26 protein-coding genes are annotated in these 23,029 nt (G+C 61.7%); 10 read left to right on the forward strand and 16 right to left on the reverse strand.

The features are described 5' to 3' along the window. Position 1: 1 nt before the first annotated feature. The 3 genes from fliI (at position 2) to NCT03_RS13495 (ending at position 3,511) form a co-directional block, all read left to right on the forward strand. Entirely contained in the window at positions 2-1,516 is a 1,515-nt protein-coding gene (gene fliI / locus NCT03_RS13485) for a flagellar protein export ATPase FliI (RefSeq protein ID WP_250466294.1), read from the forward strand. A gap of 71 nt (positions 1,517-1,587) precedes the next feature. Then, positions 1,588-2,037 (forward strand): flagellar export protein FliJ, encoded by a 450-nt coding sequence (gene fliJ, locus NCT03_RS13490; RefSeq protein WP_244826537.1) that lies wholly within the window; start codon positions 1,588-1,590, stop codon positions 2,035-2,037. Positions 2,038-2,068: 31 nt separating this feature from the next. Next, complete coding sequence (locus tag NCT03_RS13495; protein ID WP_250492792.1) at positions 2,069-3,511, forward strand: flagellar hook-length control protein FliK; 1,443 nt, start codon at positions 2,069-2,071, stop codon at positions 3,509-3,511. Between the two features lie 56 nt (positions 3,512-3,567). On the opposite strand, the gene NCT03_RS13500 is transcribed toward NCT03_RS13495, so the two are convergent. The 3 genes from NCT03_RS13500 to NCT03_RS13510 are packed head-to-tail and all read right to left on the reverse strand — an operon-like array spanning position 3,568 to position 5,353. Beyond that, positions 3,568-3,954, reverse strand: a complete 387-nt coding sequence (locus tag NCT03_RS13500; RefSeq protein ID WP_250492794.1) for a DUF7079 family protein — start codon at positions 3,952-3,954, stop codon at positions 3,568-3,570. Further along, positions 3,939-4,739: a hypothetical protein gene (locus NCT03_RS13505; protein WP_244826540.1), complete on the reverse strand. Its 801-nt coding sequence runs from the start codon at positions 4,737-4,739 to the stop codon at positions 3,939-3,941. The genes NCT03_RS13500 and NCT03_RS13505 overlap by 16 nt, the downstream gene beginning before the upstream one ends. Further along, entirely contained in the window at positions 4,739-5,353 is a 615-nt protein-coding gene (locus NCT03_RS13510) for a PAAR domain-containing protein (protein ID WP_250492796.1), read from the reverse strand. The genes NCT03_RS13505 and NCT03_RS13510 overlap by 1 nt, the downstream gene beginning before the upstream one ends. A gap of 425 nt (positions 5,354-5,778) precedes the next feature. Between NCT03_RS13510 and fliL the strand changes: the two genes are divergently transcribed. Genes fliL through fliR form a run of 7 tightly spaced genes read left to right on the forward strand, consistent with a single transcriptional unit; the run spans position 5,779 to position 10,130 of the window. Further along, positions 5,779-6,270, forward strand: a complete 492-nt coding sequence (gene fliL, locus NCT03_RS13515; protein ID WP_244826542.1) for a flagellar basal body-associated protein FliL — start codon at positions 5,779-5,781, stop codon at positions 6,268-6,270. A 36-nt stretch (positions 6,271-6,306) separates the two neighbouring features. Further along, positions 6,307-7,305 carry a flagellar motor switch protein FliM gene (gene fliM / locus NCT03_RS13520; RefSeq protein WP_244826543.1) on the forward strand — a complete coding sequence of 333 codons (999 nt, stop codon included), beginning with the start codon at positions 6,307-6,309 and terminating at the stop codon, positions 7,303-7,305. 46 nt (positions 7,306-7,351) lie between these two features. Beyond that, positions 7,352-7,744, forward strand: coding sequence for a flagellar motor switch protein FliN (gene fliN, locus NCT03_RS13525; protein WP_244828135.1), 393 nt, complete (start codon positions 7,352-7,354; stop codon positions 7,742-7,744). Continuing rightward, on the forward strand, positions 7,741-8,256 hold the full coding sequence (gene fliO / locus NCT03_RS13530; protein WP_250492798.1) for a flagellar biosynthetic protein FliO: 516 nt from the start codon (positions 7,741-7,743) through the stop codon (positions 8,254-8,256). The genes fliN and fliO overlap by 4 nt, the downstream gene beginning before the upstream one ends. Then, entirely contained in the window at positions 8,256-9,026 is a 771-nt protein-coding gene (fliP, locus tag NCT03_RS13535) for a flagellar type III secretion system pore protein FliP (RefSeq protein ID WP_244826545.1), read from the forward strand. The genes fliO and fliP overlap by 1 nt, the downstream gene beginning before the upstream one ends. Before the next feature lie 28 nt (positions 9,027-9,054). Beyond that, positions 9,055-9,324 carry a flagellar biosynthesis protein FliQ gene (fliQ, locus tag NCT03_RS13540; protein WP_244826546.1) on the forward strand — a complete coding sequence of 90 codons (270 nt, stop codon included), beginning with the start codon at positions 9,055-9,057 and terminating at the stop codon, positions 9,322-9,324. 8 nt (positions 9,325-9,332) lie between these two features. Further along, the gene (gene fliR, locus NCT03_RS13545; RefSeq protein WP_250492799.1) at positions 9,333-10,130 is read left to right on the forward strand and encodes a flagellar biosynthetic protein FliR; all 798 of its coding nucleotides are present in this window, start codon (positions 9,333-9,335) and stop codon (positions 10,128-10,130) included. A 23-nt stretch (positions 10,131-10,153) separates the two neighbouring features. Here the strand turns inward: fliR and NCT03_RS13550 are convergent, their stop codons facing one another. The 13 genes from NCT03_RS13550 to flgB all read right to left on the reverse strand — a co-directional run bounded on the left by NCT03_RS13550 (position 10,154) and on the right by flgB (position 22,859). After that, the gene (locus NCT03_RS13550) at positions 10,154-10,627 is read right to left on the reverse strand and encodes a hypothetical protein (protein WP_250492800.1); all 474 of its coding nucleotides are present in this window, start codon (positions 10,625-10,627) and stop codon (positions 10,154-10,156) included. A gap of 194 nt (positions 10,628-10,821) precedes the next feature. Further along, complete coding sequence (gene flgL, locus NCT03_RS13555; RefSeq protein WP_244826549.1) at positions 10,822-12,057, reverse strand: flagellar hook-associated protein FlgL; 1,236 nt, start codon at positions 12,055-12,057, stop codon at positions 10,822-10,824. Positions 12,058-12,068: 11 nt separating this feature from the next. Then, positions 12,069-13,994 (reverse strand): flagellar hook-associated protein FlgK, encoded by a 1,926-nt coding sequence (flgK, locus tag NCT03_RS13560; RefSeq protein ID WP_244826550.1) that lies wholly within the window; start codon positions 13,992-13,994, stop codon positions 12,069-12,071. 352 nt (positions 13,995-14,346) lie between these two features. After that, positions 14,347-15,099 (reverse strand): flagellar brake protein, encoded by a 753-nt coding sequence (locus NCT03_RS13565; RefSeq protein WP_244826551.1) that lies wholly within the window; start codon positions 15,097-15,099, stop codon positions 14,347-14,349. 308 nt (positions 15,100-15,407) lie between these two features. Next, positions 15,408-16,448, reverse strand: coding sequence for a flagellar assembly peptidoglycan hydrolase FlgJ (flgJ, locus tag NCT03_RS13570; RefSeq protein WP_250492802.1), 1,041 nt, complete (start codon positions 16,446-16,448; stop codon positions 15,408-15,410). A gap of 13 nt (positions 16,449-16,461) precedes the next feature. Continuing rightward, complete coding sequence (locus NCT03_RS13575; RefSeq protein ID WP_244826553.1) at positions 16,462-17,589, reverse strand: flagellar basal body P-ring protein FlgI; 1,128 nt, start codon at positions 17,587-17,589, stop codon at positions 16,462-16,464. Positions 17,590-17,595: 6 nt separating this feature from the next. Continuing rightward, the gene (locus NCT03_RS13580) at positions 17,596-18,291 is read right to left on the reverse strand and encodes a flagellar basal body L-ring protein FlgH (protein WP_244826554.1); all 696 of its coding nucleotides are present in this window, start codon (positions 18,289-18,291) and stop codon (positions 17,596-17,598) included. Positions 18,292-18,318: 27 nt separating this feature from the next. Further along, complete coding sequence (flgG, locus tag NCT03_RS13585; RefSeq protein WP_244826555.1) at positions 18,319-19,107, reverse strand: flagellar basal-body rod protein FlgG; 789 nt, start codon at positions 19,105-19,107, stop codon at positions 18,319-18,321. Between the two features lie 33 nt (positions 19,108-19,140). Continuing rightward, positions 19,141-19,893, reverse strand: a complete 753-nt coding sequence (flgF, locus tag NCT03_RS13590) for a flagellar basal-body rod protein FlgF (RefSeq protein WP_244826556.1) — start codon at positions 19,891-19,893, stop codon at positions 19,141-19,143. A gap of 34 nt (positions 19,894-19,927) precedes the next feature. After that, positions 19,928-21,145, reverse strand: coding sequence for a flagellar hook protein FlgE (flgE, locus tag NCT03_RS13595; RefSeq protein ID WP_244826557.1), 1,218 nt, complete (start codon positions 21,143-21,145; stop codon positions 19,928-19,930). A gap of 27 nt (positions 21,146-21,172) precedes the next feature. Next, on the reverse strand, positions 21,173-21,904 hold the full coding sequence (locus NCT03_RS13600) for a flagellar hook assembly protein FlgD (protein ID WP_244826558.1): 732 nt from the start codon (positions 21,902-21,904) through the stop codon (positions 21,173-21,175). Between the two features lie 11 nt (positions 21,905-21,915). Next, positions 21,916-22,341 (reverse strand): flagellar basal body rod protein FlgC, encoded by a 426-nt coding sequence (gene flgC / locus NCT03_RS13605; protein WP_244826559.1) that lies wholly within the window; start codon positions 22,339-22,341, stop codon positions 21,916-21,918. A 14-nt stretch (positions 22,342-22,355) separates the two neighbouring features. After that, positions 22,356-22,859 (reverse strand): flagellar basal body rod protein FlgB, encoded by a 504-nt coding sequence (flgB, locus tag NCT03_RS13610; RefSeq protein WP_244826560.1) that lies wholly within the window; start codon positions 22,857-22,859, stop codon positions 22,356-22,358. Positions 22,860-23,029: the final 170 nt, after the last annotated feature.

Below are 23,029 nucleotides of genomic sequence, written 5' to 3' on the forward strand. Positions count from 1 at the left end.
AATGACGCATCGCATCACGCAGGACGGACTGAGCGAACTGGAGCAGGAAATCGCGCGCGCGTCGTTCGGGCCGGAGGCTGTCGTCGAGGAAGAATCGCCGGAGGAACTCGCTGCGCGGACCATCGCGGAACTCGCGAACATGGCGGGCAATCCGCATATCGACGCCTGGCGCGACAAGCTCGACGCCCTCAAGGCGCGTACCGCGATCGCCAAGCCGCTGCGTCCGTGCGGACGTCTCACGCGCGCCGCCGGCCTCGTGCTCGAAGCGGTCGGACTGAAGATGGGCGTCGGTTCCGAATGCATGATCGAACTGCCGCCGGGCAGCGCCATTCCGACCGCCGAAGCCGAAGTCGTCGGCTTCGCGGGCGACAAACTCTTCTTGATGCCGACCACGGAAATGGCCGGCCTCTTGCCCGGCGCGCGCGTGTATCCGCTGGAAAGCGCGCCGATCAACGATCCGATGGCAGGCGCAAAACGTCTGCCGGTCGGCTGGGAGATGCTCGGCCGCGTGGTCGATGCATCCGGCCGTCCGCTCGACGGACTCGGCCCGCTCGGCGCAAAAGTCGATGCGCCGTTGTCATCGCCGGTCATCAACCCGCTGAATCGCGAGCCGATTCACAAAGTGCTGGACGTCGGCGTGCGCGCAATCAATTCGCTGCTGACGGTTGGACGCGGTCAGCGCATGGGCCTGTTCGCGGGCTCGGGCGTCGGTAAATCGGTGCTGCTCGGCACGATGGCGCGCTACACGAGCGCGGAAGTGATCGTGATCGGACTGATCGGCGAACGCGGCCGCGAAGTGAAGGAATTCATCGAACAGATTCTCGGCGAAGACGGTCTCGCGCGTTCGGTCGTCGTGGCCGCGCCGGCCGACGTTTCGCCGGTGCTGCGCATGCAGGGCGCGACTTACGCGACTTCGCTCGCCGAATATTTCCGCGATCAGGGCAAGCATGTGTTGCTGCTCATGGATTCGCTGACGCGTTACGCGATGGCGCAGCGCGAGATCGCACTTGCGATTGGCGAGCCGCCCGCGACCAAGGGTTATCCGCCGTCGGTGTTCGCCAAGCTGCCCGCGCTCGTCGAGCGTACCGGCAATGGCCCGGAAGGCGGCGGTTCGATCACCGCGTTCTACACCGTGCTCACCGAAGGCGACGACCAGCAAGATCCGATCGCCGATTCGGCCCGCGCCATTCTCGACGGCCATATCGTGCTGAACCGCTCGCTTGCCGAGGCGGGACATTATCCGGCTATCGATATCGAACAGTCGATCAGCCGCGCGATGACCGCGCTCATCGACGACAAGCATCTCGAACACGTGCGCCTTTTCAAGCAGATGCTTTCGCGTTATCAGCGCAATCGCGATCTGATCAACGTGGGCGCGTATTCCAGCGGCCGCGATGCCCTGCTCGACCGGGCCATCGCGCTTTATCCGCGAATGGAGTCGTTTTTACAGCAAGGCTTTCGCGAGCAGGCGAATTTCGAACCGAGTCTTGATTTATTGCATCAACTTTTCAACTAGTATTTGCAGCCGCACCTATATTTGTCATAAGTTATTAAAAAAACCGCGCGACCACAGAGACCAACTCGTCCATGTCAAAGAATCTGCCGATCAACACCCTGATCGAACTCGCTCAGGAAGAACTCGACGCCGCGACCAAGAAGCTGGGCAAGCTTCAGCAGGAGCGCAACGAAATCGAGGGGCAACTCAATTCGCTCGTGACGTATCGCGACGAATATCACGCGCGTTTCACGGCGTCGGCGCAGCAAGGCACGACGGCGCAGACGCTGCGTAACTTCCAGGCGTTCGTCGACACGCTGGACTCGGCGATCGCGCAACAGCGCACGTTGCTCGTGATGGCCGACCAGCGCATCGAGGCGGCGAAGCCGGAATGGCGTCTCAAGAAGCAGAAGGTCGGCAGCTACGAGGTGCTCGCGGCGCGCGGCGAGGCGTTGCTCGCCAAGAAGGCGGCGCGCGTGGAACAGCGCGAATCGGACGAGCACGCGGCCAAGGTGCTGCGCATGCGCGCCGAACGCGCCTGAATTTAACTACCGGACTTTTTCGAGGTAACGCATGTCCTCCGTTTCTTCCATCGGCGCGCAGTCGGGCGTTTCGTCATCTTCGGCTGCCAAAAAGCGTGCAGCGGACGCAGGCGCGTCGTTCGGCCTGACGCTGCAGAGCATGACCGACAAGGCCAATGCCGACGCACAGGCAGCCAAGGCGCTGGCGGCGTCGTCCTTGTCTTCGTCCACCGCGGCCAAGTCGAGCGTGCATGACGTGCCGAAGTCCGACGACACCGCGAGCGCCAGCAAGTCGGACGACGCGAGCGACGTGAAGAAGAGCGATAGCGCGAAAGACACGCAGGCGTCGTCGTCGGCCGACAAGAGCGGCAAGACGGATTCGACGAAGGAGGCATCGAAGCCTTCGGGCAAGACCGAAACGGCGGATGCGTCCAAGCCTGCCGCCCCGGCAAAGCCCGCGAAAGCGACGGATGCCGCCGATGCGGCCGAGCGCGCGGACGCCGCCGAAGCTGCGAATACCACCGTGTCCGACGTAACCGATGCGGCCGCGACGGCCGCTGCATCGACGGATGACGACAAGACCGCGACCGGCGACACGCACAAGAGCGGCGACGCCAAGTCCGCGCAAGATGCGCTGCAGGCCGCGCTCGCCGCGATGAACAACGTGCCGGCGAATGCCGTGCCGATGAACGCGGCGGCATCGGCGCATGCGGGCGCGGGCGCGGCCACGGGCGCTGGAAAGAGTGACGAGCCGTCGGGCGGCATGGTCGGCGAAGGATCGAAGGGTAATCGCTCGGGCGGCCTGCTTAACGCGCTCGCCGGCGATGCCAGGGACAACGCGGCGCCGGCCACGACCGCGGCACTGGCAAGCGATGCGGCAGCGGTTCAGGCCGCGCTGACCCCGCAAGCCGATGCGGGCAGCGCGGCGTACAAAGCCATCTCGCAGCAAGCCGATGCAGCGGCGCGCGCGGTGGCGATGCAATCGGCATCGGCGGGGTCGGCGGTATCGAGTGCGCAAGGCGAGATGACGGCGGCGACCAGCGCGGCAATTGCGCCGCACGTGGGCGCTGGCGGCTGGGACGATGCGTTCAGCCAGAAAGTCGTGTTCCTCTCGAATTCGCAGCAACAGAGCGCGGAGTTGACGCTCAATCCGAAGGATCTCGGCCCGTTGCAGGTCACTCTGCAGGTTTCCGAAAATCATGCGCACGCGCTCTTCGTGTCGCAGCATGCGCAGGTGCGCGAAGCGGTCGAAGCCGCGATGCCGAAGCTGCGAGAGGCGATGGAAGCCAACGGTATCAGCCTAGGCTCCACCAGCGTTTCGGATGGATTCGCGCGCCAGTCGTCGCAACAGGACCGCGGCGATGGCCGCTCGTCGTCGGGCAACGGACGCGGCGTGGGCGGTGTTGGCGGCGTCGGCGGTAGCGATTCGGGCGTGGCAAGCACGGTGACGATGCCGGTGCGGCGCACGGTCGGGTTGGTGGATACGTTTGCTTGATGGCCGTGGTGCAATCGATTCGGCTTCTTGAGACGAGCCGATTGCAATCACATTGATCAAGCACAGGTTGCGCGTCCTCGCTGACGCGTGATCGCTCTCTCGACTTCCTGCCAAATTCCGTTGAGTGTCACCCGAAGATACAGAACGCTGAGTTCGTGTCGCAAACGGAAGAAAGCAGACGCGTCGCGTTTCAACAGGAGTTTCCTGACTTCATCGATCACCGTTTGATCATCGAATGAAAGCCAGATCGGCGGCGCTGCAGTTAAGGCGTTCGGACCGCACACTGGAGCGACCTCCCGAAAGAAAATCTTTTTGAGTTCTTTCAATGGATAGACACATATTTTCGATGCTTGGTAGTCGTAGTCGATTTTGTTATCGACGAAGAATTCCGCCATCGTCGTCCAAATGCGCTCCCTTGCCTGCTGGTCTATCTGATGCCCCACGTGCGGAATTCCTCCAATTCGTCGAGATAAGCGTCCTGAGCCGTTTGAGTTACGACAGAACCGAGAGTTGAACCGATCAAGACGACACCGAGAGCACATATTGGGGCTCCCGGTCCGCAGATTGATCCTACGGCAAGACCCGCAAGCGCACCGCCGATCAACCCGCCTTCAATGGACGCAATTTGGCGTTCAGCTTCGCTTATCTTGTCTCTGGCGTTCAAAATCTCATATCCGGCGAGCACTCCTGTTATCAAGAGGCCGACCTTGCCCATCAATTTCATTCGGGCCGTTTTTGCGTTGACCTTGGCGTTACTCCTTCCCGCCGATTCGATTATCGAGAAGTAAGCGCGGTCTTTTTCAGACTCGGTCAATGCATGAAACGGCTTGGAAAAGTTTTTAACCGAGTACTTGTCGAGAAGCTTTTCAAGGCCAAGCCCTTCTGCCTTATATGCCTGTGCTTTTGCCAAACTCGTGGGCGAAGTGGCCGTCCTCGCCTCTTCCATGATGCGATTGCGCATGTCCTGGCAGAAGGCCGCACCCTCTGCAGCGGTCATGCGTCCAGCGTTGACTTCGGTTTGAACGGTCTCGCTCATTCGCTCGATGCCAGCGGCATAACGCGCTCGCACGCTCGCGTCGCTGATAACGCTTTGGGAGAAATACGCTCCAGCGCCTTCGAGAGCGGCGCGCGCATCGGCCAGAATCCGGGAATCAATCTGGTGATCTTTGTTCGCCGCGAAAGAACCTCTGATGGTACTGCCGCTTACTGGCGCTTTTGTGTCTGGCATTAAGCTCGAATAATCGATAAAAGTGCTTGAGATACGGTCGCTTCCTCACTGGGAGAAACGCTTACCGCGATCTCGACACGTGTGCATGCGCTGTTGTTCGATCTAGCGAACCGGATGTTGTTGCCGCCGCCGATACTGCCTCGCTCGCTGGACCCGTCCGCGAAGCGTGCGACGCATGACATGCCTTCGTAGCTTTCCGGCTCGCGCAGAGTGAAGCTGATCCAGTGGTCTGCATCAGGAGGTACCGGCGGCTTTGCCGAAGCATTGCTCGACGAGAAGCGCGTGATGGGCGCGTGATCGAATATCCGGCATCGTCTTCCGTGAGCCGGATAGATGATCGGAGACGTCGAGCACTGGCAAAGAACCCGGTCGCCGCCAAGCGCCCAATCGCGTCCCCGATCTTTAGGTCTACGGCCCGGTGTTAGATGGACACCGTAGGTAATTTCGCCTGTGCTCTCGCAAGCTGTGCAGAAGGCGAAGTCGCCGATCACTGCCGCGCCGCGCAGTCGACCGCTTTCGTCCGCAATGCGCCGAGTTCGCCCTTGCGCGATTACGTAGCTCCCCTCTTCGCTGGTGAGCGGGTCGCCATCCACGGCGGCGTAATAGACGGTCATTTCGCTATTGCCTTTCTTGTACGTCGACGATGACAACACGTTCGTGTCTAACGTCGATTTGTAGATATGCGCGTTAAATGCAAAAAACGTCGTATAGGCGAAGGCGTTATAGCCGCATCTAACCTTCCAGAAAGCGGCCTGAAACGCTTGGCGTATCGCCCGTACCGCAGTTTCACATGACCGAAGGGCCCTTGCTGAAAAATAGTGTCAAATGCTGTGCATGGGCAACTTTCTCGCGGCAATGCGTTCGTCGCGCCCATTTTCAGCGTTCGCTCACGGGCCGTCGAGACCGGAATAACAAGGCTTTGCATCCGCCAGCAAGCTGCCCTAACCCACGAGTTAGCCCCAAATCCCCCCTCTTTTCGCCCCATCGCTCAACGGCGTTATAGCCAACAATTCAACCTATCGAAAGAGGGCAAGAATTCATGGCTACCACCACTGCAAATCCGAAAGACATCGTTCCCGCGAAGAGCGGCAAGCTCAAGAAGACTCTGATCATCGCCATTGGCGCGGTCGTTCTACTGGGTGCTGGCGCCGGCGGCGCTTACTTCATGCTCGGCAAGCAGCCTCACGGCCCCGCCAAGCCCGCACCGGTGCCGCCGCCAGTGTTCTTCCCGCTCGATTCGCTGACCGTCAACCTGCAAGCCGACGACGGCATCATGCACTACCTGCGCGTCGGTCTGTCGCTCAAGCTCGCGGACGAAAAGGCTCAGGTGCAGATCACCGAACGCATGCCTGAGATCCGCAGCCGCGTGCTGATGCTCATCTCCGGCAAGCACCCCGAAGAGATGGCGACCGTCGAAGGCAAGCGCAAGCTCGCCGACGAACTGCGCGAAGCCGTCGAGAAGGCCGCCAGCGCGCCGGATCATCCCGCCCACGTCGAAGAAGTGTTGTTCACCGAATTCGTCGTGCAGTAAGCCCGCGCACCAGATTCAAGGAAACGGAAAAGAGTCATGGGCCACGAAGAGTTCATGTCGCAGGAGGAGGTCGATGCCCTCCTCAAGGGCGTCACCGGCGAAGTCGATCAGGTCTCAGACGACAGCAAGCCCGCCGGCGTTCGTCCTTACAACATCGCGACGCAGGAACGCATTGTCCGCGGCCGGATGCCCGGCCTCGAAATCATCAACGACCGCTTCGCGCGCCTGTTGCGCGTGGGCATCTTCAACTTCATGCGGCGTTCGGCGGAAATCTCCGTCGGCCCGGTGAAGGTGCAGAAGTACAGCGAATTCACGCGCAATCTGCCGATCCCGACCAACCTCAACCTGGTCCATGTGAAGCCTCTGCGCGGCACGTCGCTGTTCGTGTTCGATCCGAACCTCGTGTTCTTCGTGGTCGACAACCTCTTCGGCGGCGACGGGCGTTTCCATACGCGCGTCGAAGGCCGCGAGTTCACGCAGACCGAGCAACGCATCATCCACAAGCTGCTCACGCTGGTATTCGAGCACTACTCCGCTTCGTGGAAGAGCGTGCGTCCGCTGCAGTTCGAATTCATGCGCTCGGAAATGCACACGCAGTTCGCGAACGTGGCGACGCCGAATGAAATCGTCATCGTGACGCAGTTCACCATCGAATTCGGTTCGACGGGCGGCACGCTGCATATCTGCATGCCCTACTCGATGATCGAGCCGATTCGCGATCAGCTTTCCTCGCCGATTCAGGGCGAAGCGCTCGAAGTGGATCGCCGCTGGGTGCGCGTGCTCTCGCAGCAAGTGCAATCGGCGGAAGTGGAACTGACGGTGGAACTCGCCGAGATCCGTTCGTCGTTCGAAAGGCTGCTCAACATGCGCAAGGGCGACGTGCTGCCGATCGACGTGCCCGAGCATGTCGTCGCCAAGGTGGACGGCGTGCCGGTGATGGAATGCGGCTACGGAATTTTCAATGGTCAATACGCGCTGCGCGTGCAGAAAATGGTCAGCGCGTCGGACAACATGAAGGAAGGTGGATATGAGTGATCTCTTGCAGGAAGGCACACTGCCCGGCTCGACCGGCGTGGGCGACATGAAGGCGGAAGAGTTGTCGATGGACGACTGGGCGAGCGCGCTCGCCGAGCAGAACGGCAACGAAACGCCTGCCGTGGCCAGCGCGGGCGTGTTCCAGCCCTTGTCGAAAGCCGCAGCGCCTTCGACGCGCAACGACATCGACATGATTCTCGACATCCCCGTGCAGATGACGGTGGAACTCGGCCGCACGAAGATCGCGATTCGCAACCTGCTGCAACTCGCGCAGGGTTCAGTCGTGGAACTCGACGGCATGGCGGGCGAGCCAATGGACGTGCTCGTGAACGGTTGTCTTATCGCGCAAGGCGAAGTGGTCGTCGTGAACGACAAGTTCGGTATTCGCCTGACCGACATCATCACGCCGTCCGAACGTATCCGGAAGTTGAATCGATGAAACGCTTTGCCGCCGTCCTGTTTGCCTTCGTGCCTGCGCTGTCCCGGGCAGCCGATATGAACGCCGTGAACCACGCCGCGCAGATCGCTTCGAGCGTCGGCGCGGGAAGCGCCGTGCCGTCGCTCGGTTTCGGCGCGGTGTTGCAGACGCTGTTCGGTCTCGTCATCGTGATCGGCTTCGTGTTCGGTTGCGCGTGGCTCGCTCGCAAGTTCGGCTTGCAAGGCGGCAGGAAAGGCGGCCTCGTGAAAGTAGTGGGCGGCGCGTCGCTCGGCAACAAGGAGCGCGTGGCGGTCGTCGAAATAGGCGATACCTGGCTCGTGCTCGGCGCGGGGCCCGGCAACGTGCGCTTGCTGCATACCATGCCCGCCGGATCGGCGGATGCGGACGTAAGCGGCGAACCAGCGCCGTCGGCCGCGCAAACGTTGCAAGGCAGTTTTGGTCAGCGGTTTCGCGATGCCCTCGCCGGTGAAGCGAACAAGCGTCTTCAGAAGTTCGTGGGCGGGAGCAAGTAATGCAGGTCAGTCGTAACATCGTGCGCGGCGTGAAACTGGCGCTGCCGGTCGTGATCGCCTTGTTGCCGGTCGCGGCGCTCGCGCAAAGCACGGCGGGTCTTCCCGCCTTCAATACCAGCCCCGGCCCGAACGGCGGCACGACGTACTCGCTCAGCGTGCAGACGATGTTGCTGCTGACGATGCTCTCGTTCCTCCCGGCCATGGTCCTGATGATGACGAGCTTCACGCGCATCATCATCGTGCTGTCGCTCTTGCGCCAGGCGCTCGGCACGACGAGCACGCCGCCTAATCAAGTGCTCGTGGGCCTCGCGTTGTTTCTCTCGTTTTTCGTGATGTCGCCGGTGCTCGACAAAGCCTACACCGACGCATACAAGCCCTTCTCCGACGGCACCATCGCGATGGATCAGGCCATGCAGCGCGGCGTCGCGCCCTTCAAGCAGTTCATGCTGAAGCAGACGCGCGAAGCGGATCTCGCGCTCTTCGCCCGCATCTCGAAGGCCGCGCCGATGAACGGTCCGGAAGACGTGCCGCTGTCGCTGCTGGTGCCTTCGTTCGTGACGAGCGAACTGAAGACGGGGTTTCAGATCGGCTTCACCATCTTTATTCCGTTCCTCATCATCGACGTGGTGGTGGCGAGCGTCTTGATGTCGATGGGCATGATGATGGTCTCGCCCACGACGATAGCGCTGCCCTTCAAGCTCATGCTGTTCGTGCTCGTCGATGGCTGGCAGTTGCTGATCGGCTCGCTTGCGCAGAGCTTCGTTTCGTAACGTTATCGTTTCTATTGAGGTTGCTGGAATGACACCCGAATCGGTCATGACCATCGCGCATCAGGCGATGTATGTCGCGTTGCTGCTGGCTGCCCCGCTCTTGCTGGTCGCGCTCGTCGTGGGTCTGGTGGTAAGTCTCTTTCAGGCGGCCACGCAGATCAACGAATCGACGCTCTCCTTCATTCCGAAGCTGATCGCCGTGGCGGTGACGCTCGTGATCGCGGGACCGTGGATGCTCACGACCATCCTCGATTACATGCGGCACGTGTTCACCATCACGCCTGCCATCACGGGCTGATTCGTTCGATGTTCTCGGTTACTTATGCGCAACTGAACGGCTGGCTCACGGCGTTTCTGTGGCCGTTCGTGCGCATCCTTGCCTTGATGGCCACCGCGCCGGTGCTGAACCATATGGCGTTGCCCACGCGCGTGAAGATCGCGCTGGCGGCCTTCATCACGCTGATCGTCGCGCCCACCTTGCCCGCCATGCCCGACGCTACGGTGTTTTCAGCGACGGGCGTGTGGATCATCGTCAATCAGTTCCTGATTGGCGCGGCCATTGGCATGACGATGCAAATAGCCTTTGCCGCCGTCGATGCGGCTGGCGAGTTCATCGGACAGCAAATGGGCCTCGGTTTCGCGATGCTTTACGATCCGCGCGCGGGTGGCAATGCCGTGGTGGTATCGCGCTATCTCAACACGCTGGCGATGCTGGCGTTTCTCGTCTTCGACGGGCATCTGCAACTGATCGCCGCACTGATCACGACCTTCCAGAGTGTGCCCGTCGATGTCAATGTCGTGGCGTCCGCTTCGCATGCGCAAGGTTGGCGGGTGATGGTGGGTTATGGCGCTTCGATTTTTTCCACCGGGTTGTTGCTGTCGTTGCCGGTCGTGGCGGCGCTTCTTATCGCCAATCTCGCGCTCGGCATTCTGAATCGCGCGGCGCCGCAGATCGGCATCTTCCAGGTGGGTTTTCCGGTCACCATGCTCGTCGGCTTGTTGCTGCTTCAGTTGATGGTGCCTAATTTGATGCCGTTTTTTCAGCGGATCTTCGAGGCGGGGCTGGGACAGGTGGGAAGAATCGCGGGCTCGATGGGCCCTTGACGCCTCATTGCCCGCATCGTGGCTCACGGTGCGCGCATGCACGGCGCAACGTGCCCGACATACATGGGCCGTTCACCATACCGAACGACAGCGCCGTTGCGAATAAGGAACCAGCGGCGCTTGGCTCCCGTGTAACCGCCATAGCTGTTCTTCGCGTTGATGTCCGTGCACACGAGATAACCATAAACGGCACGGTGCTCCGTCATGTTCTCGATAGCCTGATCCTTCGTTGGCGTGGAGAAATCGCCATAGCGCGCCGACTCGGGGTCTTTGAGCGTCTTCGCCATGGCCGCCTTGATGATGTCCTGACAATTCGACGGATATTCACCGTAGTCAGCGTCCGGCTCCGGCAGCGTCGCGGCCCACTGTGCCCGCCCGGCGTCGAGTTGGGCCGTGTTCTTGCGGGCAGGCGGCGAATCCGAGCCGCTTCCACACGCGACAAGCATGATCGGACATGTCATTGCACCGAGCACAACGAGCGCGCGATTAATCCTCATTTCCGTCACCCGTCTCACCAAGCAGTCGGTATCTCATGGCGCACGAATCCTCGACGTTGCACTTAAGTCCGGTGCGTCAATCATAGGCAATCGTTCCCGGCTTCTTCCACTGAAAAAACGAAAAAAAGAGCATCGCCAAACCGCACGATGCCCTTCTCGAAGTTCCCTAAAAAAAGAGAGACAAAGACCCCTTATTAGCTGAGGTAGTTGAACAACGACAACTTCTGAATCTGCGAAAACGCCTGCTGTGCCGCCGTCAACGAGTTCTGCGTGAGCTCATAAGAACTGATCGCCGAAACCAGATCGATGCTCGTCAGATTCGCAAGATCGCTGGCGGTCTGCGTCTGCGAAGTCGCCATCGACGTCTGCGTGGCCTTCACTTCCTGCTCGCGGCCACCCACCACCGTCTGCGCAGACAACACGTTCGTGTAGGTGTTGTCGAGCTTGGTCGAAGCCGTCGACAACGCGTTGGTCAACGTCGCTTCCGAGGCTGGCGTGCCCGTCGGCTGCTTGAGCGCGCTGATCAAATTGTCGAGCGTCGCGAACACATCGTTGTTGCCCGATGCCGCCGGCTGCACCGTGAAGCTGTCGCCGTTCGCGGGCGCGCCGCTGACCGTCACCTTCTGACCGCCGAACGAAATCGCCGTGCCGGCCGTGTATGCGGTCGGTGTCGTCGACAACGACGAGTCAGGCGGCGTCGCGGTCACGAGGTAGCTCGTCGAACCATCCGTCGACGATACCGAAAACGCGATCGAATACGTGCTCGCATTGTTCGCGTTGCCCGGATCGGTGGTGCTCACCTTGCTGATCGTGGCCGTGCCCGTATTGGTCGCCGATGCCGACGGTACCGCGTCGCTATCCGTGGGCGACACGCCCATGAAAATCGACGAGCCGGTGTCGCCCACGGGAATCGAGCGGCCCGAGCTGATCTGCACCGTGCGCTGGCCGGCATCGCCCGAATACGTCGTGCCTACGCCGGAAGCATTGTTCGAAAACGGCGCGGTGCCGCCCTTTAGACCCGAGAAAATGTAATTGCCTTCGCTGTCGGTCGTGTTCGCGACGCTCATCAACTGGTCGCGATAACCCTGCAGCGTATCCGCAATCGATTTGCGATCCGCGTTCGTGAGGGAGCCATCGCCCGCGCGCACGACTTGCGTCTGAATGCTTTGCAGCACGCCGCTCACGTCGCTCAAGGTCGAATCTTCCTGCTGCAACGACGAAAGCGCCGTGGTCTGATTCGCGCTGTATTGCGTGAGCGTGGCGGTCTTCATCGTGAGCTGCACGGCCTGCGCGGCACCGAGCGGGTCGTCGGAAGCGGTCAGAATGCGCTTGCCCGACGAGATCTGCTGATACATCGAGGCAAGCGAGCTCTGCTGGTCGCTCATCGAAGCGACGTTCATGTTGAAATACTGCGAACTGGATATACGCATCGCTAAATGCCTCAGTTAAAGATGCCAAGCAGCGTCTGAAACAGCGTCGAAGCCGTCTGAATCACTTTGCTGTTCGCCTGATAAAGCTGCTGATACTGCATGAGGTTCGCCGCTTCCTCGTTCAGGTTCACGCCCTGCACGGACTGTTGCGCCGATGTCGCCTGACTGAGCAGCGCCGTTTGCGACGAGCTCGTGCTCTTCAGCTGGTTCGTCTGGTTGCCGATCTGGTTCACGTAGTTCGCATAGGAATTCGTGAGCGTGTCGGTGCCGTTCATCGACTTGGTCGACACCAGGTTCGACATGGTGAGCGCGTTGCTGCCGTCGCTCGTGCCGCCCGTGTTCGGATTGATGTTGAACACGTCCGTATTGGCCGGCTTGCCGCTGATCGTCGCGCTGATGCCGTTCGACGTGACAGTGAGTCCCTTCGACGAATCGTAGGGAATGGTCGTGTTGGCCGGGTAATTCGTGGTGCCCACGGTCACCGCGACATTCGACGTGAAGCCGCCCGCCGTCGAGTTGTAAGTGAGCGCGATAGCCGAAGGCGTGCTGTAACCCGCCGCAACCGTCGCCGAGGAAATCGTGGCCGTACCGGTGTTCGCGGTCGCCGCCGATGTCACCGCGGGCGAAGCGGCCGCGATCGCGGAGCCGTTGGTCGTCGCGAGCTGGAAGTTGTCGAGCGAGGCGCGCGTCGGCTGAATGGAGAACGAGTCGCCCGCTTGCATCGTGCCCGACGGCGTGATCTTCAGACCGTCGAACGCGTTGGGCGGCGTGAAGCTGCCGAGCGCCTTGCCGCTCTGGGTATCGGTCACGTCGAAGCCGGTGCCGTTATAGGTGACCGTGAGATCGCTGGACGTGGGCTGCGTGGCATCGGAGAACTCGGCCGTGACCGTGCCGGTGCCCTTGTTGCGCGCGTCGGCGTAGACGGTGGGCGAACCCGCCGAGAAGAGCGCGCCGCCAGCCTGGCCGTTCAGATCGAGGCCGAGCGAGTTCTGTCCGTTCAGTTGCGCGGCAAAGCTCGTCGCAATCGCGCCGAGTTGCGCTTGCGCCGGATCGAGCGTTTGCGAGCGGAAGTCCATCAGGCCGCCGACCACGCCGCCCGACAACGCGCTGGTATCAAGGTATTGCGTCTGCGCGGCGGTCGGCGTCGTGCCGTCCTTGCTCTTGAACGCGACCGTCAATTCGCTCGGGTCAGTCGGCGATGTCACCGTCTGCAATGCCGAAGCCGTGCCGCCGACGACGAGCGGCTGTCCGTTGCCGACGAAGATGTTGTAGTTGCCATCCGTTTGCACGACTTGCACGCCGACCATCGAGCTGAGACTCGCAACGGCCTGATCGCGCTGATCCATCAACTGATTGGGCTGCTGACCTTGCGCGCTGGCGACGTTGATCTGCTTGTTGAGATCAGCGATCTGTTGCGTGTAGCTGTTGATCGACGAGACCGCGCTCGTCAGTTGCGTGTTGACGCTCGAACGCAACTGGTCGTATTGCTCGCCTGCCGAATTGAGCTGATTCGCGAGCGTCTGCGCGTTGCTCATGAGCGACTGGCGCGACGACGTGCTGCTCGCCGAATTCGCCACCGACTGCATGCCCGAAAAATAGTTGCTGATGCCGGTTGCGATACCGGTGGTGGGATCGCCAACCAGGTTGTTCAGCTGCGAGATCAACGAGTAATAGGTGTTGGCGGCGCTGCTCGACGCGGTCGTGTTGTTGACCTGCGTGGTCAGATACTGGCTGTATTGACGCGTGACGGTAGTCGTCTGCACGCCGCTGCCGAGATAGCCGGAACCCGTGTACTGTCCCGACGACTCCTGAAACGAAGCCTTTTCGAGCGTATAGCCGGGCGTCGCCGCATTGCTGATGTTCTGCCCGGTGACTGTCAGGCCCCATTGAGCCGCATTCAGTCCCGACAGGCCGATATTGAAGATGTTGTTGGACATGCGTTGATCCTTGTCTTGGCGGCGATGGCGTCATGCAACGCCGCCGGATAGCTGCCTTGTTTATCGGCGAAGCGCCGGGAAAGTTGAGCGTTTCGGCAAACGTTCGCGGACCGGTTCTTCAACGCGGATACCGTGGACGGTTTGCTCGACTTGGGCATTATCAAGCGCGTCGTGCAAGCGCAATTTGGCGATTTGAAGGGGGTTTTGGGGCTTATTCGGATTGGATTTCGGCGGGCGCTTTTGGCTGTATCGCGACGCGAGGGAATGGAAAAAGCCGGGAAACCTTGCAGCAGGACGGGCGGCGCTCAGAGCAGCGCCGCCGCGAGGGATGAAACCAATATGAACGGCCGCCTTACTTCGCCAGCGCGCGCCGCTTCATTTCCAGTTGCGTAATGAGCCGCTGCAGCGTGTTTTCCGCCGATCCCGGCATCGAAATGAATTTGAAGCCGAGCGTGAAGCGGCGATCTCCCTTGGCCGTCGTCGATTCCCTGTGCGACACCAGCTTGATATCCACGGTCACCTTGCCGGTGGTCGTGAAGTGCAGTTCGGCATCCTGAATCACGATGCCCATCTCCAGGTCGGCCACGCGTTCGTCGGTGGTTCGCAACGCGACGCCGCCGAGCGAAAGATCATGCACTTCGAAGCGAAAGCGCTCGCCATCCGGCAGCGAACCGCTGCAAATGTAGGGGTCGAGCACTGGCGCTTCGACGCGGAAATATTCGCGACGCTGCATGTAGTAAAGCACCGGCGGAAACTCGGCCTCGAAAGCGGGACGTCCGTCGAACACGGTCTCACGCGCGGCGCCCGTGGTGAATTCGAGTCGCACGCCGTCCGGCGCCGAACTGAAAATCAGCTTGGGCGCAGCCAGCACGTGACGATTCTGTTCCGCCATGCCGCCCCAGTCGAACGTAAAGCGATGTCCCGTAACATCGACGTCCAGAAGGCGCGTAACAATCTGCCCGTCGCCGTATTGCGCGGTCAAAAAGTCGCCGCGATGGGCAAGGTTGCGCAACGACACACCGATCTCCAGCGGATTGCGTCGTCCAAAGTCCACGATCGGCGCAATGTCGTCGTCGGCGAAGTCCTGCATGTGATTAATATTCATTGTGCTGGCCGTATTCATTGGTCGCGTACCGTCCATTTCCGCTACGCCACGTGTCGAACCGGCTCACCTTCGAACCGGCAGTTTCTTCTTAGGGATAGCGGCAAACTGCCAGCAAAGTTTAGACAGGCAGCCCCGAAAAATATGTGGCGCGCCGTCCCTACGAGGACTAAAACGTTTGCACATGCACGAAGCAGGCCAAAGAGCGCGCATGGCTCTAAATCAACGTATTGAGCGCCGAGCGCAAAAAGGCAGGATCGTTCCGCCGTTGACGAAACGCCTGCCTTTCGGTCGAATTCGAAAACGCTTCGTCAGGCGATCTGACGCATGATCGAGATCAACTTTTTCGCGTATTGGGGGTCGGTCGCGTAGCCTGCCTTCTGCATGCCGTGCGCGAAGCCCGCGACATCGCGCGATGCCTCCACGACCGGCGCGTAACGCGGATTGTTCTTGATGACGCTCGCATAGTCGGTGAGCGCGGCTTCGTAGGAATCGTAGGCGCGAAAGCGCTCCACGACCTTCTTCGGCTGACCGTTGACGTATTCCGTCGTTACCGAATCCACTGTCTTGCCGGTCCAGCTCGACGTCGCCTTGATGCCGAAAATGTTGTGGCTCGTCGCGCCGTTCGCGTACTTGATCTCGCGCTTGCCCCAGCCCGATTCCAGCGCCGCCTGGCCGATGATGAAGCGCGCCGGAATGCCCGTTGCCGCGCTCGCGGCTTGCGCGGGCGTGGCCAGCCGTTCGACGAACGCGTTGACCTTGTCCGAACCGTTGCCGCGCACGCCCGGATCGAGCGCGTCGGCGCCCGTGTAGCCGTTGCCGCTGTTGAGCGATGCGCCGCTCTTGTTGGCCTGCGCCGCGGCGTAGGCCTTGGCCATCGCGTTCATTGCGGCGATGTTGCCCGCGTTCGAGTCGCTGCTGCCGCCGCCGCCCGACAGCGCGTTCATCGCGTTCATGCCGTTTGCCGCGCCGCCCGTGGCCGACGTGTCCTTGATGCCCGCCGTGCGCATGAGCTGCTTGTACATCGCGTCCGCCACGCCAATACCCTTCGACGACATCTGCTGCGACAACTGCTGGTCGAGCATCGCCGTGAACGACTTCGTATCGTTCGACTCGAACGGGCTGTCCGAGGGCGTCGCATCGCGCATGCTCTTGAGCATCATCGTCGTGAAGACCGCATCGAACTGCTTGGCTGCCGCCTTCAAACCCTGTTGCGGCGATGCGTTGGCCTGCGCGCGCAACGCGTCGAAGCCCTGCGTATCGAGCGCGAAGCGGTTGGTCAGGTTCGACAGTCCGCCCGTCTCGGTAGATGCCAATGCCGTGTTGGCGATACCGCTCGAAGTCGAGTTCATGTGCCGTCGTCCCTTAGATGATTTCGAGGTCGGCGCGCAGTGCGCCCGCCGCCTTCATCGACTGAAGGATCGAGATTAGATCGGCCGGTGTCGCGCCGAGTGCGTTCAAGCCCTTCACCACGTCCGCCAGATTCGCGCCCGCCGAAAGCATCTTGAGCGCGCCGCTATCCTGCTTCAACTGAATCGACGATTCCTTCGCGGCGACCGTCTGGCCGTTCGAGAACGCGTTCGGCTGGCTCACCGCCGTCTTCGTGTTGATGACGACCGACAGGTTGCCGTGAGCGACCGCGCAATTCTGCAGCGTGACCATCTGATTCATCACGATGGAGCCGGTGCGTGCATTCAGAATGACCTTGGCCGCGGCTTGCGCCGGACGCACGTCGATGTTTTGCAATTGCGCCATGAACGAGACCTGTTCGCTCGCTTCGGACGGCGCGCGCAACTGAATCGTGCGGCCGTCGAGCGCGAGCGCCGTGCCCGTGCCGAACTGGTTGTTCACGGCCGCGACGATGCGCTGGGTCGTGTCGAAATCCATCTCGCGCAGTTCCATCTGCATGGTGCCGCCTTGTTGCAGCACCGTGCTCTGCACCGCGCGTTCGACGAGCGCGCCGCCGGAGATGCGGCCCACCGCGAGTTGATTGACCTGCACCTTGCTACCGTTCGCACTTGCGCCCGCGCCGCCGACGACGAGGTTGCCCTGCGCCATCGCGTAGACCTGACCGTCCGCGCCCTTCAGCGGCGACATCAGCAAGGTGCCGCCGCGCAGGCTCTTGGCATTGCCGAGCGAGGACACGGTCACGTCGATCGCTTCGCCGGGACGCGCGAACGGCGGCAACGTGGCCGTCACCATCACGGCGGCGACGTTCTTCAATTGCATGTTCGACGTGGTCGCTGAATTCACCGTGATGCCCAGGTTGCCGAGCATGTTAGTCAAGCTCTGCGTGGTGAACGGCGTCTGCATGGTCTGGTCGCCCGTGCCGTCGAGACCGACGACGAGGCCATAACCGATCAGCGGATTGTCACGCACGCCTTGAAACGAGACGAGGTCTTTCAGGCGCTCGGCGTGCGCATGCGGAACGGAGCCGATGGCGACGACAGCAGCCGCGAGCGAGAACGAGAGGAAGCGAAGGAGCGAATTCATGATCGGTCAGAACGGCGCGACGTTGAGGAAGAAGCGCTGGAGCCAGCCCATGTTTTGCGCTTCGTCGATATAACCCTTCGCCGAATATTCGATCTTCGCATCGGCGATCTGTGTGGAGTAGACCGTGTTGCTGCCCGAGATGGTCGTCGGATTGACGACGCCCGAGAAACGCACGTATTCGTTACCCTGGTTGATGAGCATCTGCTTTTCGCCGCTGACCATCAGATTGCCGTTCGACATCACTTCGGTGACGGTGACGGTGAGCGTGCCGCTGAACGTGTTGGCCGCGCTTGCGCCGCCGCCCGCCGTGAACTTGTTGGCGCCCGTGGCCGACAGGTTCGTGTTGTTGAAGAGGCCGCCGAAGACGCCCGGCACGGTCGGCACGGCGAACGCGCCCGTGCCGGTGCGGTTGGTGTTCGCCGCCGACGACTTCGTCGCGTTGACGTTTTCCGAGATCACGATGGTCAGGATGTCGCCGACGTTGCGCGGACGCTGATCTTCGAACAGCGGCCGGCCCGCATAGCCCGCGTTGTAGATCGCGCCGGGCGAACGCGTGCCGATGGGCGGCTGCGGCGGACGCGCGGTCATCGGCTGCTGGATGATCGGTTCCTTCGGCACGAGGCCGCAAGCGGCAAGCGCCGCGCCGAGCGCGAGAAGCGATGCAAGGCGTGACGCGCGAACGATAGTGTTGAGTGGCGACATCTTGATGATCCGTTTAATGCTTCTGCGTCAAACCTGCATCTGGGAAAGCGTCTGCAGCATCTGGTCGGACGTGGTCACGGCCTTGCTGTTGATCTCGTAGGCGCGCTGCGTCTGGATCATGTTGACCAGTTCCTGCACCACGTTCACGTTCGACGCTTCCACATAGCCTTGTTGCAGCGAGCCCGTGCCATTCAGGCCCGGTTGCGAAACGTTCGGCGCGCCCGAGCTGCCCGTTTCGGCGAAGAGGTTTTCGCCCTTCGCTTCGAGACCGGCCGGGTTGATGAACGACGCGAGCGTGATCTGGCCGACCGTCGTGCTGGCCGTGCTGCTCGGCTGCGTGACCGAGACCGTGCCGTCCGAGCCGATGGTGATCGCGGTCGCGTTTTGCGGAATCGTGATCGCCGGATTCAATTGATAGCCGCTCGACGTGACGAGCTGGCCTTGCGCGTTGGTCTGGAACGAACCGTCGCGGGTGTAGGCGGTCGTGCCGTCGGGCATCGTCACCTGGAAGAAGCCTTGACCGTTGATCGCGACGTCCTTCGAGTTGCCGGTCTGTTGCAGGTTGCCCTGCGTGTAAAGGCGTTCGGTCGCGACTTGCTGCACGCCGGTGCCGAGCTGGCTGCCCGACGCGAGTTCGGTTTGCTGCGTGGAGTTCGCGCCCGGCTGACGCACGGTCTGATAAAGCAGATCCTCGAACACCGCGCGCGAGCCCTTGAAGCCGTTGGTGCTCACGTTGGCGAGGTTGTTCGAGATCACGTCCATCTGCGACTGCTGAGCATTCATGCCGGTCGCGGCGATATAGAGGGAGCGGTTCATGTCGTTCGTTTCCTAATGTCTTGGCTGTGCGGCTTAGCTGAAGTTCAGCAGCTTGTTCGCCGATTGTTCGTTCTGGTCCGCGGATTCCATCAGCTTGGTCTGCATCTGGAACTGGCGTGCGTTGGAGATCATCGAGACCATCGCGGAGACCGGGTTCACGTTGCTGCCTTCGAGCGAGCCGCCTGCCACGACCACATTCGGGTCCGCTTCGGCGGGGTCGCCATCGGCGGTATGGAAGAGGCCGTCATCGCCGCGCGACAGCGTCGACGGATCGGGATTCACGAGCTTCAGCTGATCCACCGTCGCGATCGCCGTGGGCGGATCGCCCGGAATCAGCGCGGACACCGTGCCGTCCTTGCCGACCGTCACTTCCGCGCCCGGCGGAATGGACAGCGGGCCGCTCGTGCCGAGGACCGGCAAGTTGTTCGCCGTGACGAGCTGACCGTTCTGATCCACGTGCAGATTGCCGGCGCGCGTGTAGGCCTCGTTGCCGTCGGCCGTTTGCACGGAGAGCCAGCCGGGTCCCTGAATCGCGACATCGAGCGGATTGCCCGTTTGCGAGATCGGGCCTGCCGAGTAGTCCGCGTTCGGCGTGGACGAGAGCACGAAAGTGCGCGTCGTGCCATCGGCGGACTGGTTCTCGAACGACATCGGCACTTGACGGAACGCCGCGAGTTGAGCCTTGAAGCCCGTGGTCGATGCGTTCGCCAGGTTGTTCGCCACGACGCTCTGTTGTTCGAGCGCCTGGCTTGCGCCGGTCATCGCGGTGTAGATCAGACGGTCCATGAATCGCTTCCTTCCTTGACTGACTTGGCGACGCTTACAGGTTGATGACCGCTTGGTCGACGGCCTGCTGCGTCTTGATCGTCTGCGCGTTCGCCTGATAGTTGCGCTGCGCGGTGATCAGGCTCACGAGTTCGCTCGTCAGATCGACGTTCGAGTCTTCCACCGCGCCGCCTTGCAGCACGCCGTGGTTGGTCGAGCCCGGAACCGCGACCTGCGCCGCGCCCGAAGCCGCCGTCTGCGCGTAGACGTTGCCGCCCAGGTTCTGCAGACCGTTCTGGTTGTTGAAGTTGGCAATCGCGATCTGGCCGAGCGACTTGGTCTGGCCGTTCGAGTAGTTGCCCGTCAGCATGCCGTCCGTGCCAACCGTGAAGCCGGTCAGTTCGCCCGTGCTGTTGCCGTCCTGATGCAGATTCGCGAGACCGCTCGTCGCGCCGTATTGCGTCGTGCCGGTGAGGTCGAGCGTGAGCGACTGCGTGGTCGTGCCGCTCGGGTCCGCGCCGTTGGGAATCGTGAAGGTGTATTTCGGGCTGCTCGTCAGGTTGCCCGACGTATCGAACGTGACCGCGCCGAGATCCGACTTTTGCGTGACCGGATCGCCGTAACCCGCGAACGCCTCCCACGAGCCCGTCGCGGACTTCGTGAAGTACACCGAGACCTTCTGCGTGCCGCCGAGCGAATCGTAGGCATCGACCGAGGTCGAGGCGTTGTACGTGTTGCCGTTGGTCGGATCGAACGCGGCCTTGTCCTTCACTGCGTCCTGCGAATTCAGGTTGAACGACGCGGTGATGGTCTTCGTCGCGGTCGGCGCGATATTGGCCGTCGGCACCGACAGCGGCACCGTGCTTGCGCTGTTGACCACACCGTTCGAATCCGCCGCGTAGCCCATCAGTTGCAGGCCGGCCGAGTTGACGATCTTGCCGGTGTTGTCGAGGTGGAACACGCCGTTACGTGAGTACACGGTCGAACCGTTGTTCGACAACTGATAGAAACCGTTGCCGTTGATGGCGACGTCGAGCGCCTGGTTGGTCGTCGTGATCGTGCCTTGCGAGAACTGCTGCTGCACTTCGGACAGGCGCGTGCCGATACCGATCTGGTTGCTGACGGCGGTGGCCATCGAGCTTGCGTACATATCGGCGAATTGCGCCTGGCCTTGCTTGAAGCCGACCGTGTTCGCGTTCGCGATGTTGTTGCCGATCACGTCGAGGTCGCTCGATGCAGCGCCCAGACCGCTCAGTGCTTGTTGATAGCTCATGTGTTTCTCTCTGGAATGTCTGTTTGTTTAAAGAATCGAGGCGACGCTCGACAGTGCGACCGTGGAGCCGTTCGCGAGCTTGAGACCCGGCGCGCCGCCCGTCATCTGCACGACGCTCTGGACTTGCGAGGCCGCGAGCGTGGTCGCCGTTGCCTGCTGGCCGTTGATCGTGCCTTGCGCGGTGATCGTGTAAGTGCCGTCGGCGAGCGTGTTGCCCTTCGAGTCGACCGGCTTCCAGCCCGAGACCGGCACGACGCCTGCGCTCTGCGCGCCAAGGTCGAGCGTGTTGACGATCTGGCCGGACGAGTTCTTGACGACGACCTGAAGGTCGCTCACGTCGTTGGCGAGCTGCACGCCGAAAGTCGACGACGCGCCGCTCGATACCGACACGTTGCTGCCCGAGGCGAGCACGGTCGAACCGATGAGCATCGCCGCTTGCGTCGACTGGCCGGCGGAAAGCTGCGTGGCGAGCGAGGACAGCGACGTGTTCAACTGACCGATGCCCGACACCGTGTTGATCTGCGCGAGCTGCGAAGTCATCTGCGAGCTGTCGGCGGGGTTGGTCGGGTCCTGGTTCTTCAACTGCGTCACGAGCAGCGTGAGAAAGGTGTTCTGCAGGTCCGATGCGGACGTGCCCGAAGTCGAACCGGAGCTCGAGCTGGACGACGTCGAGGAAGCCGACGACGCGCCGTTCATGGTGTCGAGGAGCGTCTGCGACACCGTGGTGCCGTTGCTGCCGATGGTTGTGCTGGTTGTCACGTTATGTTCCTTCAGGTTCCGATGGTGAGGGTCTTGAGCATCAATTGCTTCGCGGTATTGAGCGTTTCGACGTTCGCCTGATAGGAACGCGACGCGGACATCATGTTGACCATTTCCTGCACCGGATCGACGTTCGGCAGCGTCACGTAGCCGTCCGCGTTCGCCGCCGGGTTGCTCGGGTCGTAACTGGTTTTCATCGGGCTCGGGTCGTCGATCACGCCGGTGACCTGCACGCCGCCGACTTGCTGGCCGGAGCCGCTCTTCGCGCCGCCGAGCGGATCGACCGCGAATACGACCTGCTTCGCCTTGTACGCCTGGCCGTCGGGGCCGGTGGTGCTGTCCGCGTTGGCCAGATTCGACGCGGTGACGTTCAGGCGTTGCGCCTGAGCCGACATCGCCGAACCGGCCACGCTAAAAATGTTCATCAAAGAAGGCATGGTTTTCTGGCTCCTTAACTGTTCGACGTGATCGCCGAAAGCATCGACTTGATCTGCGAACTCAACACCGTCATGCCGGCTTCGAAGTGCAGCGCGTTGTCCGCGAATTGCACGCGCTCGGCGTCGAGATCGACCGTATTGCCGTCGAGCGACGGCTGGTTCGGCACGCGATAGGCGAGGCGGCCGTAGTCGTCGCTCGAACCGCCGGATGCGGTGAGCGTCGAAGTGCCCGACATGTGGCCGCGCGCCGTGACCGCCATTGCCGCGCCAGCGCTCACGCTGACCGGCTGCGCCATTGCCAGCGTGCCGGTGCTGCTCGTGCCCGCGCTGCTCGCCGTGCCAGTGGCGCCGCCTTTCTTCAGCGCGCCGGCAAGGGCGGACGAGAAATCGACGTCGCGCGCCTTGTAGCCCGGCGTGTCCGCGTTGGCGATATTCGACGAAAGCAGTTCCTGCCGATACGCGCGGACATCGAGCGCTTCGCGGCCGAAGGCGAATTCCTTGTCGAGTTTGTCTAGCATCACCGTCCTCTACAGATGTTTGGTCCGGGTCCGGCATCGCCAAGACCTTTTTGCATGACACGAATATTAGGAGCGGCGCGCAACAACTAATCCGACGAATAACCGGGAAACGGGGCCTCTATTCGACGCTTGATCGCCGCGCGGTCTATCTAGAATCTGGTTCGTGGTCG

The sequence above is a fragment of the Caballeronia sp. GAWG1-1 genome (genome assembly GCF_023631465.1).
Classification (GTDB): domain Bacteria; phylum Pseudomonadota; class Gammaproteobacteria; order Burkholderiales; family Burkholderiaceae; genus Caballeronia.

Coding starts and splice junctions, on each gene's coding strand:
- fliI (WP_250466294.1), top strand. CDS start 2: ATGACGCATCGCATCACGCAGGACGGACTGAGCGAACTGGAGCAGGAA.
- fliJ (WP_244826537.1), top strand. CDS start 1,588: ATGTCAAAGAATCTGCCGATCAACACCCTGATCGAACTCGCTCAGGAA.
- NCT03_RS13495 (WP_250492792.1), top strand. CDS start 2,069: ATGTCCTCCGTTTCTTCCATCGGCGCGCAGTCGGGCGTTTCGTCATCT.
- NCT03_RS13505 (WP_244826540.1), bottom strand. CDS start 4,739: ATGCCAGACACAAAAGCGCCAGTAAGCGGCAGTACCATCAGAGGTTCT.
- NCT03_RS13510 (WP_250492796.1), bottom strand. CDS start 5,353: ATGACCGTCTATTACGCCGCCGTGGATGGCGACCCGCTCACCAGCGAA.
- fliL (WP_244826542.1), top strand. CDS start 5,779: ATGGCTACCACCACTGCAAATCCGAAAGACATCGTTCCCGCGAAGAGC.
- fliM (WP_244826543.1), top strand. CDS start 6,307: ATGGGCCACGAAGAGTTCATGTCGCAGGAGGAGGTCGATGCCCTCCTC.
- fliN (WP_244828135.1), top strand. CDS start 7,352: ATGAAGGCGGAAGAGTTGTCGATGGACGACTGGGCGAGCGCGCTCGCC.
- fliO (WP_250492798.1), top strand. CDS start 7,741: ATGAAACGCTTTGCCGCCGTCCTGTTTGCCTTCGTGCCTGCGCTGTCC.
- fliP (WP_244826545.1), top strand. CDS start 8,256: ATGCAGGTCAGTCGTAACATCGTGCGCGGCGTGAAACTGGCGCTGCCG.
- fliQ (WP_244826546.1), top strand. CDS start 9,055: ATGACACCCGAATCGGTCATGACCATCGCGCATCAGGCGATGTATGTC.
- fliR (WP_250492799.1), top strand. CDS start 9,333: ATGTTCTCGGTTACTTATGCGCAACTGAACGGCTGGCTCACGGCGTTT.
- NCT03_RS13550 (WP_250492800.1), bottom strand. CDS start 10,627: ATGAGGATTAATCGCGCGCTCGTTGTGCTCGGTGCAATGACATGTCCG.
- flgL (WP_244826549.1), bottom strand. CDS start 12,057: ATGCGTATATCCAGTTCGCAGTATTTCAACATGAACGTCGCTTCGATG.
- flgK (WP_244826550.1), bottom strand. CDS start 13,994: ATGTCCAACAACATCTTCAATATCGGCCTGTCGGGACTGAATGCGGCT.
- NCT03_RS13565 (WP_244826551.1), bottom strand. CDS start 15,099: ATGAATATTAATCACATGCAGGACTTCGCCGACGACGACATTGCGCCG.
- flgJ (WP_250492802.1), bottom strand. CDS start 16,448: ATGAACTCGACTTCGAGCGGTATCGCCAACACGGCATTGGCATCTACC.
- NCT03_RS13575 (WP_244826553.1), bottom strand. CDS start 17,589: ATGAATTCGCTCCTTCGCTTCCTCTCGTTCTCGCTCGCGGCTGCTGTC.
- NCT03_RS13580 (WP_244826554.1), bottom strand. CDS start 18,291: ATGTCGCCACTCAACACTATCGTTCGCGCGTCACGCCTTGCATCGCTT.
- flgG (WP_244826555.1), bottom strand. CDS start 19,107: ATGAACCGCTCCCTCTATATCGCCGCGACCGGCATGAATGCTCAGCAG.
- flgF (WP_244826556.1), bottom strand. CDS start 19,893: ATGGACCGTCTGATCTACACCGCGATGACCGGCGCAAGCCAGGCGCTC.
- flgE (WP_244826557.1), bottom strand. CDS start 21,145: ATGAGCTATCAACAAGCACTGAGCGGTCTGGGCGCTGCATCGAGCGAC.
- flgC (WP_244826559.1), bottom strand. CDS start 22,341: ATGCCTTCTTTGATGAACATTTTTAGCGTGGCCGGTTCGGCGATGTCG.
- flgB (WP_244826560.1), bottom strand. CDS start 22,859: ATGCTAGACAAACTCGACAAGGAATTCGCCTTCGGCCGCGAAGCGCTC.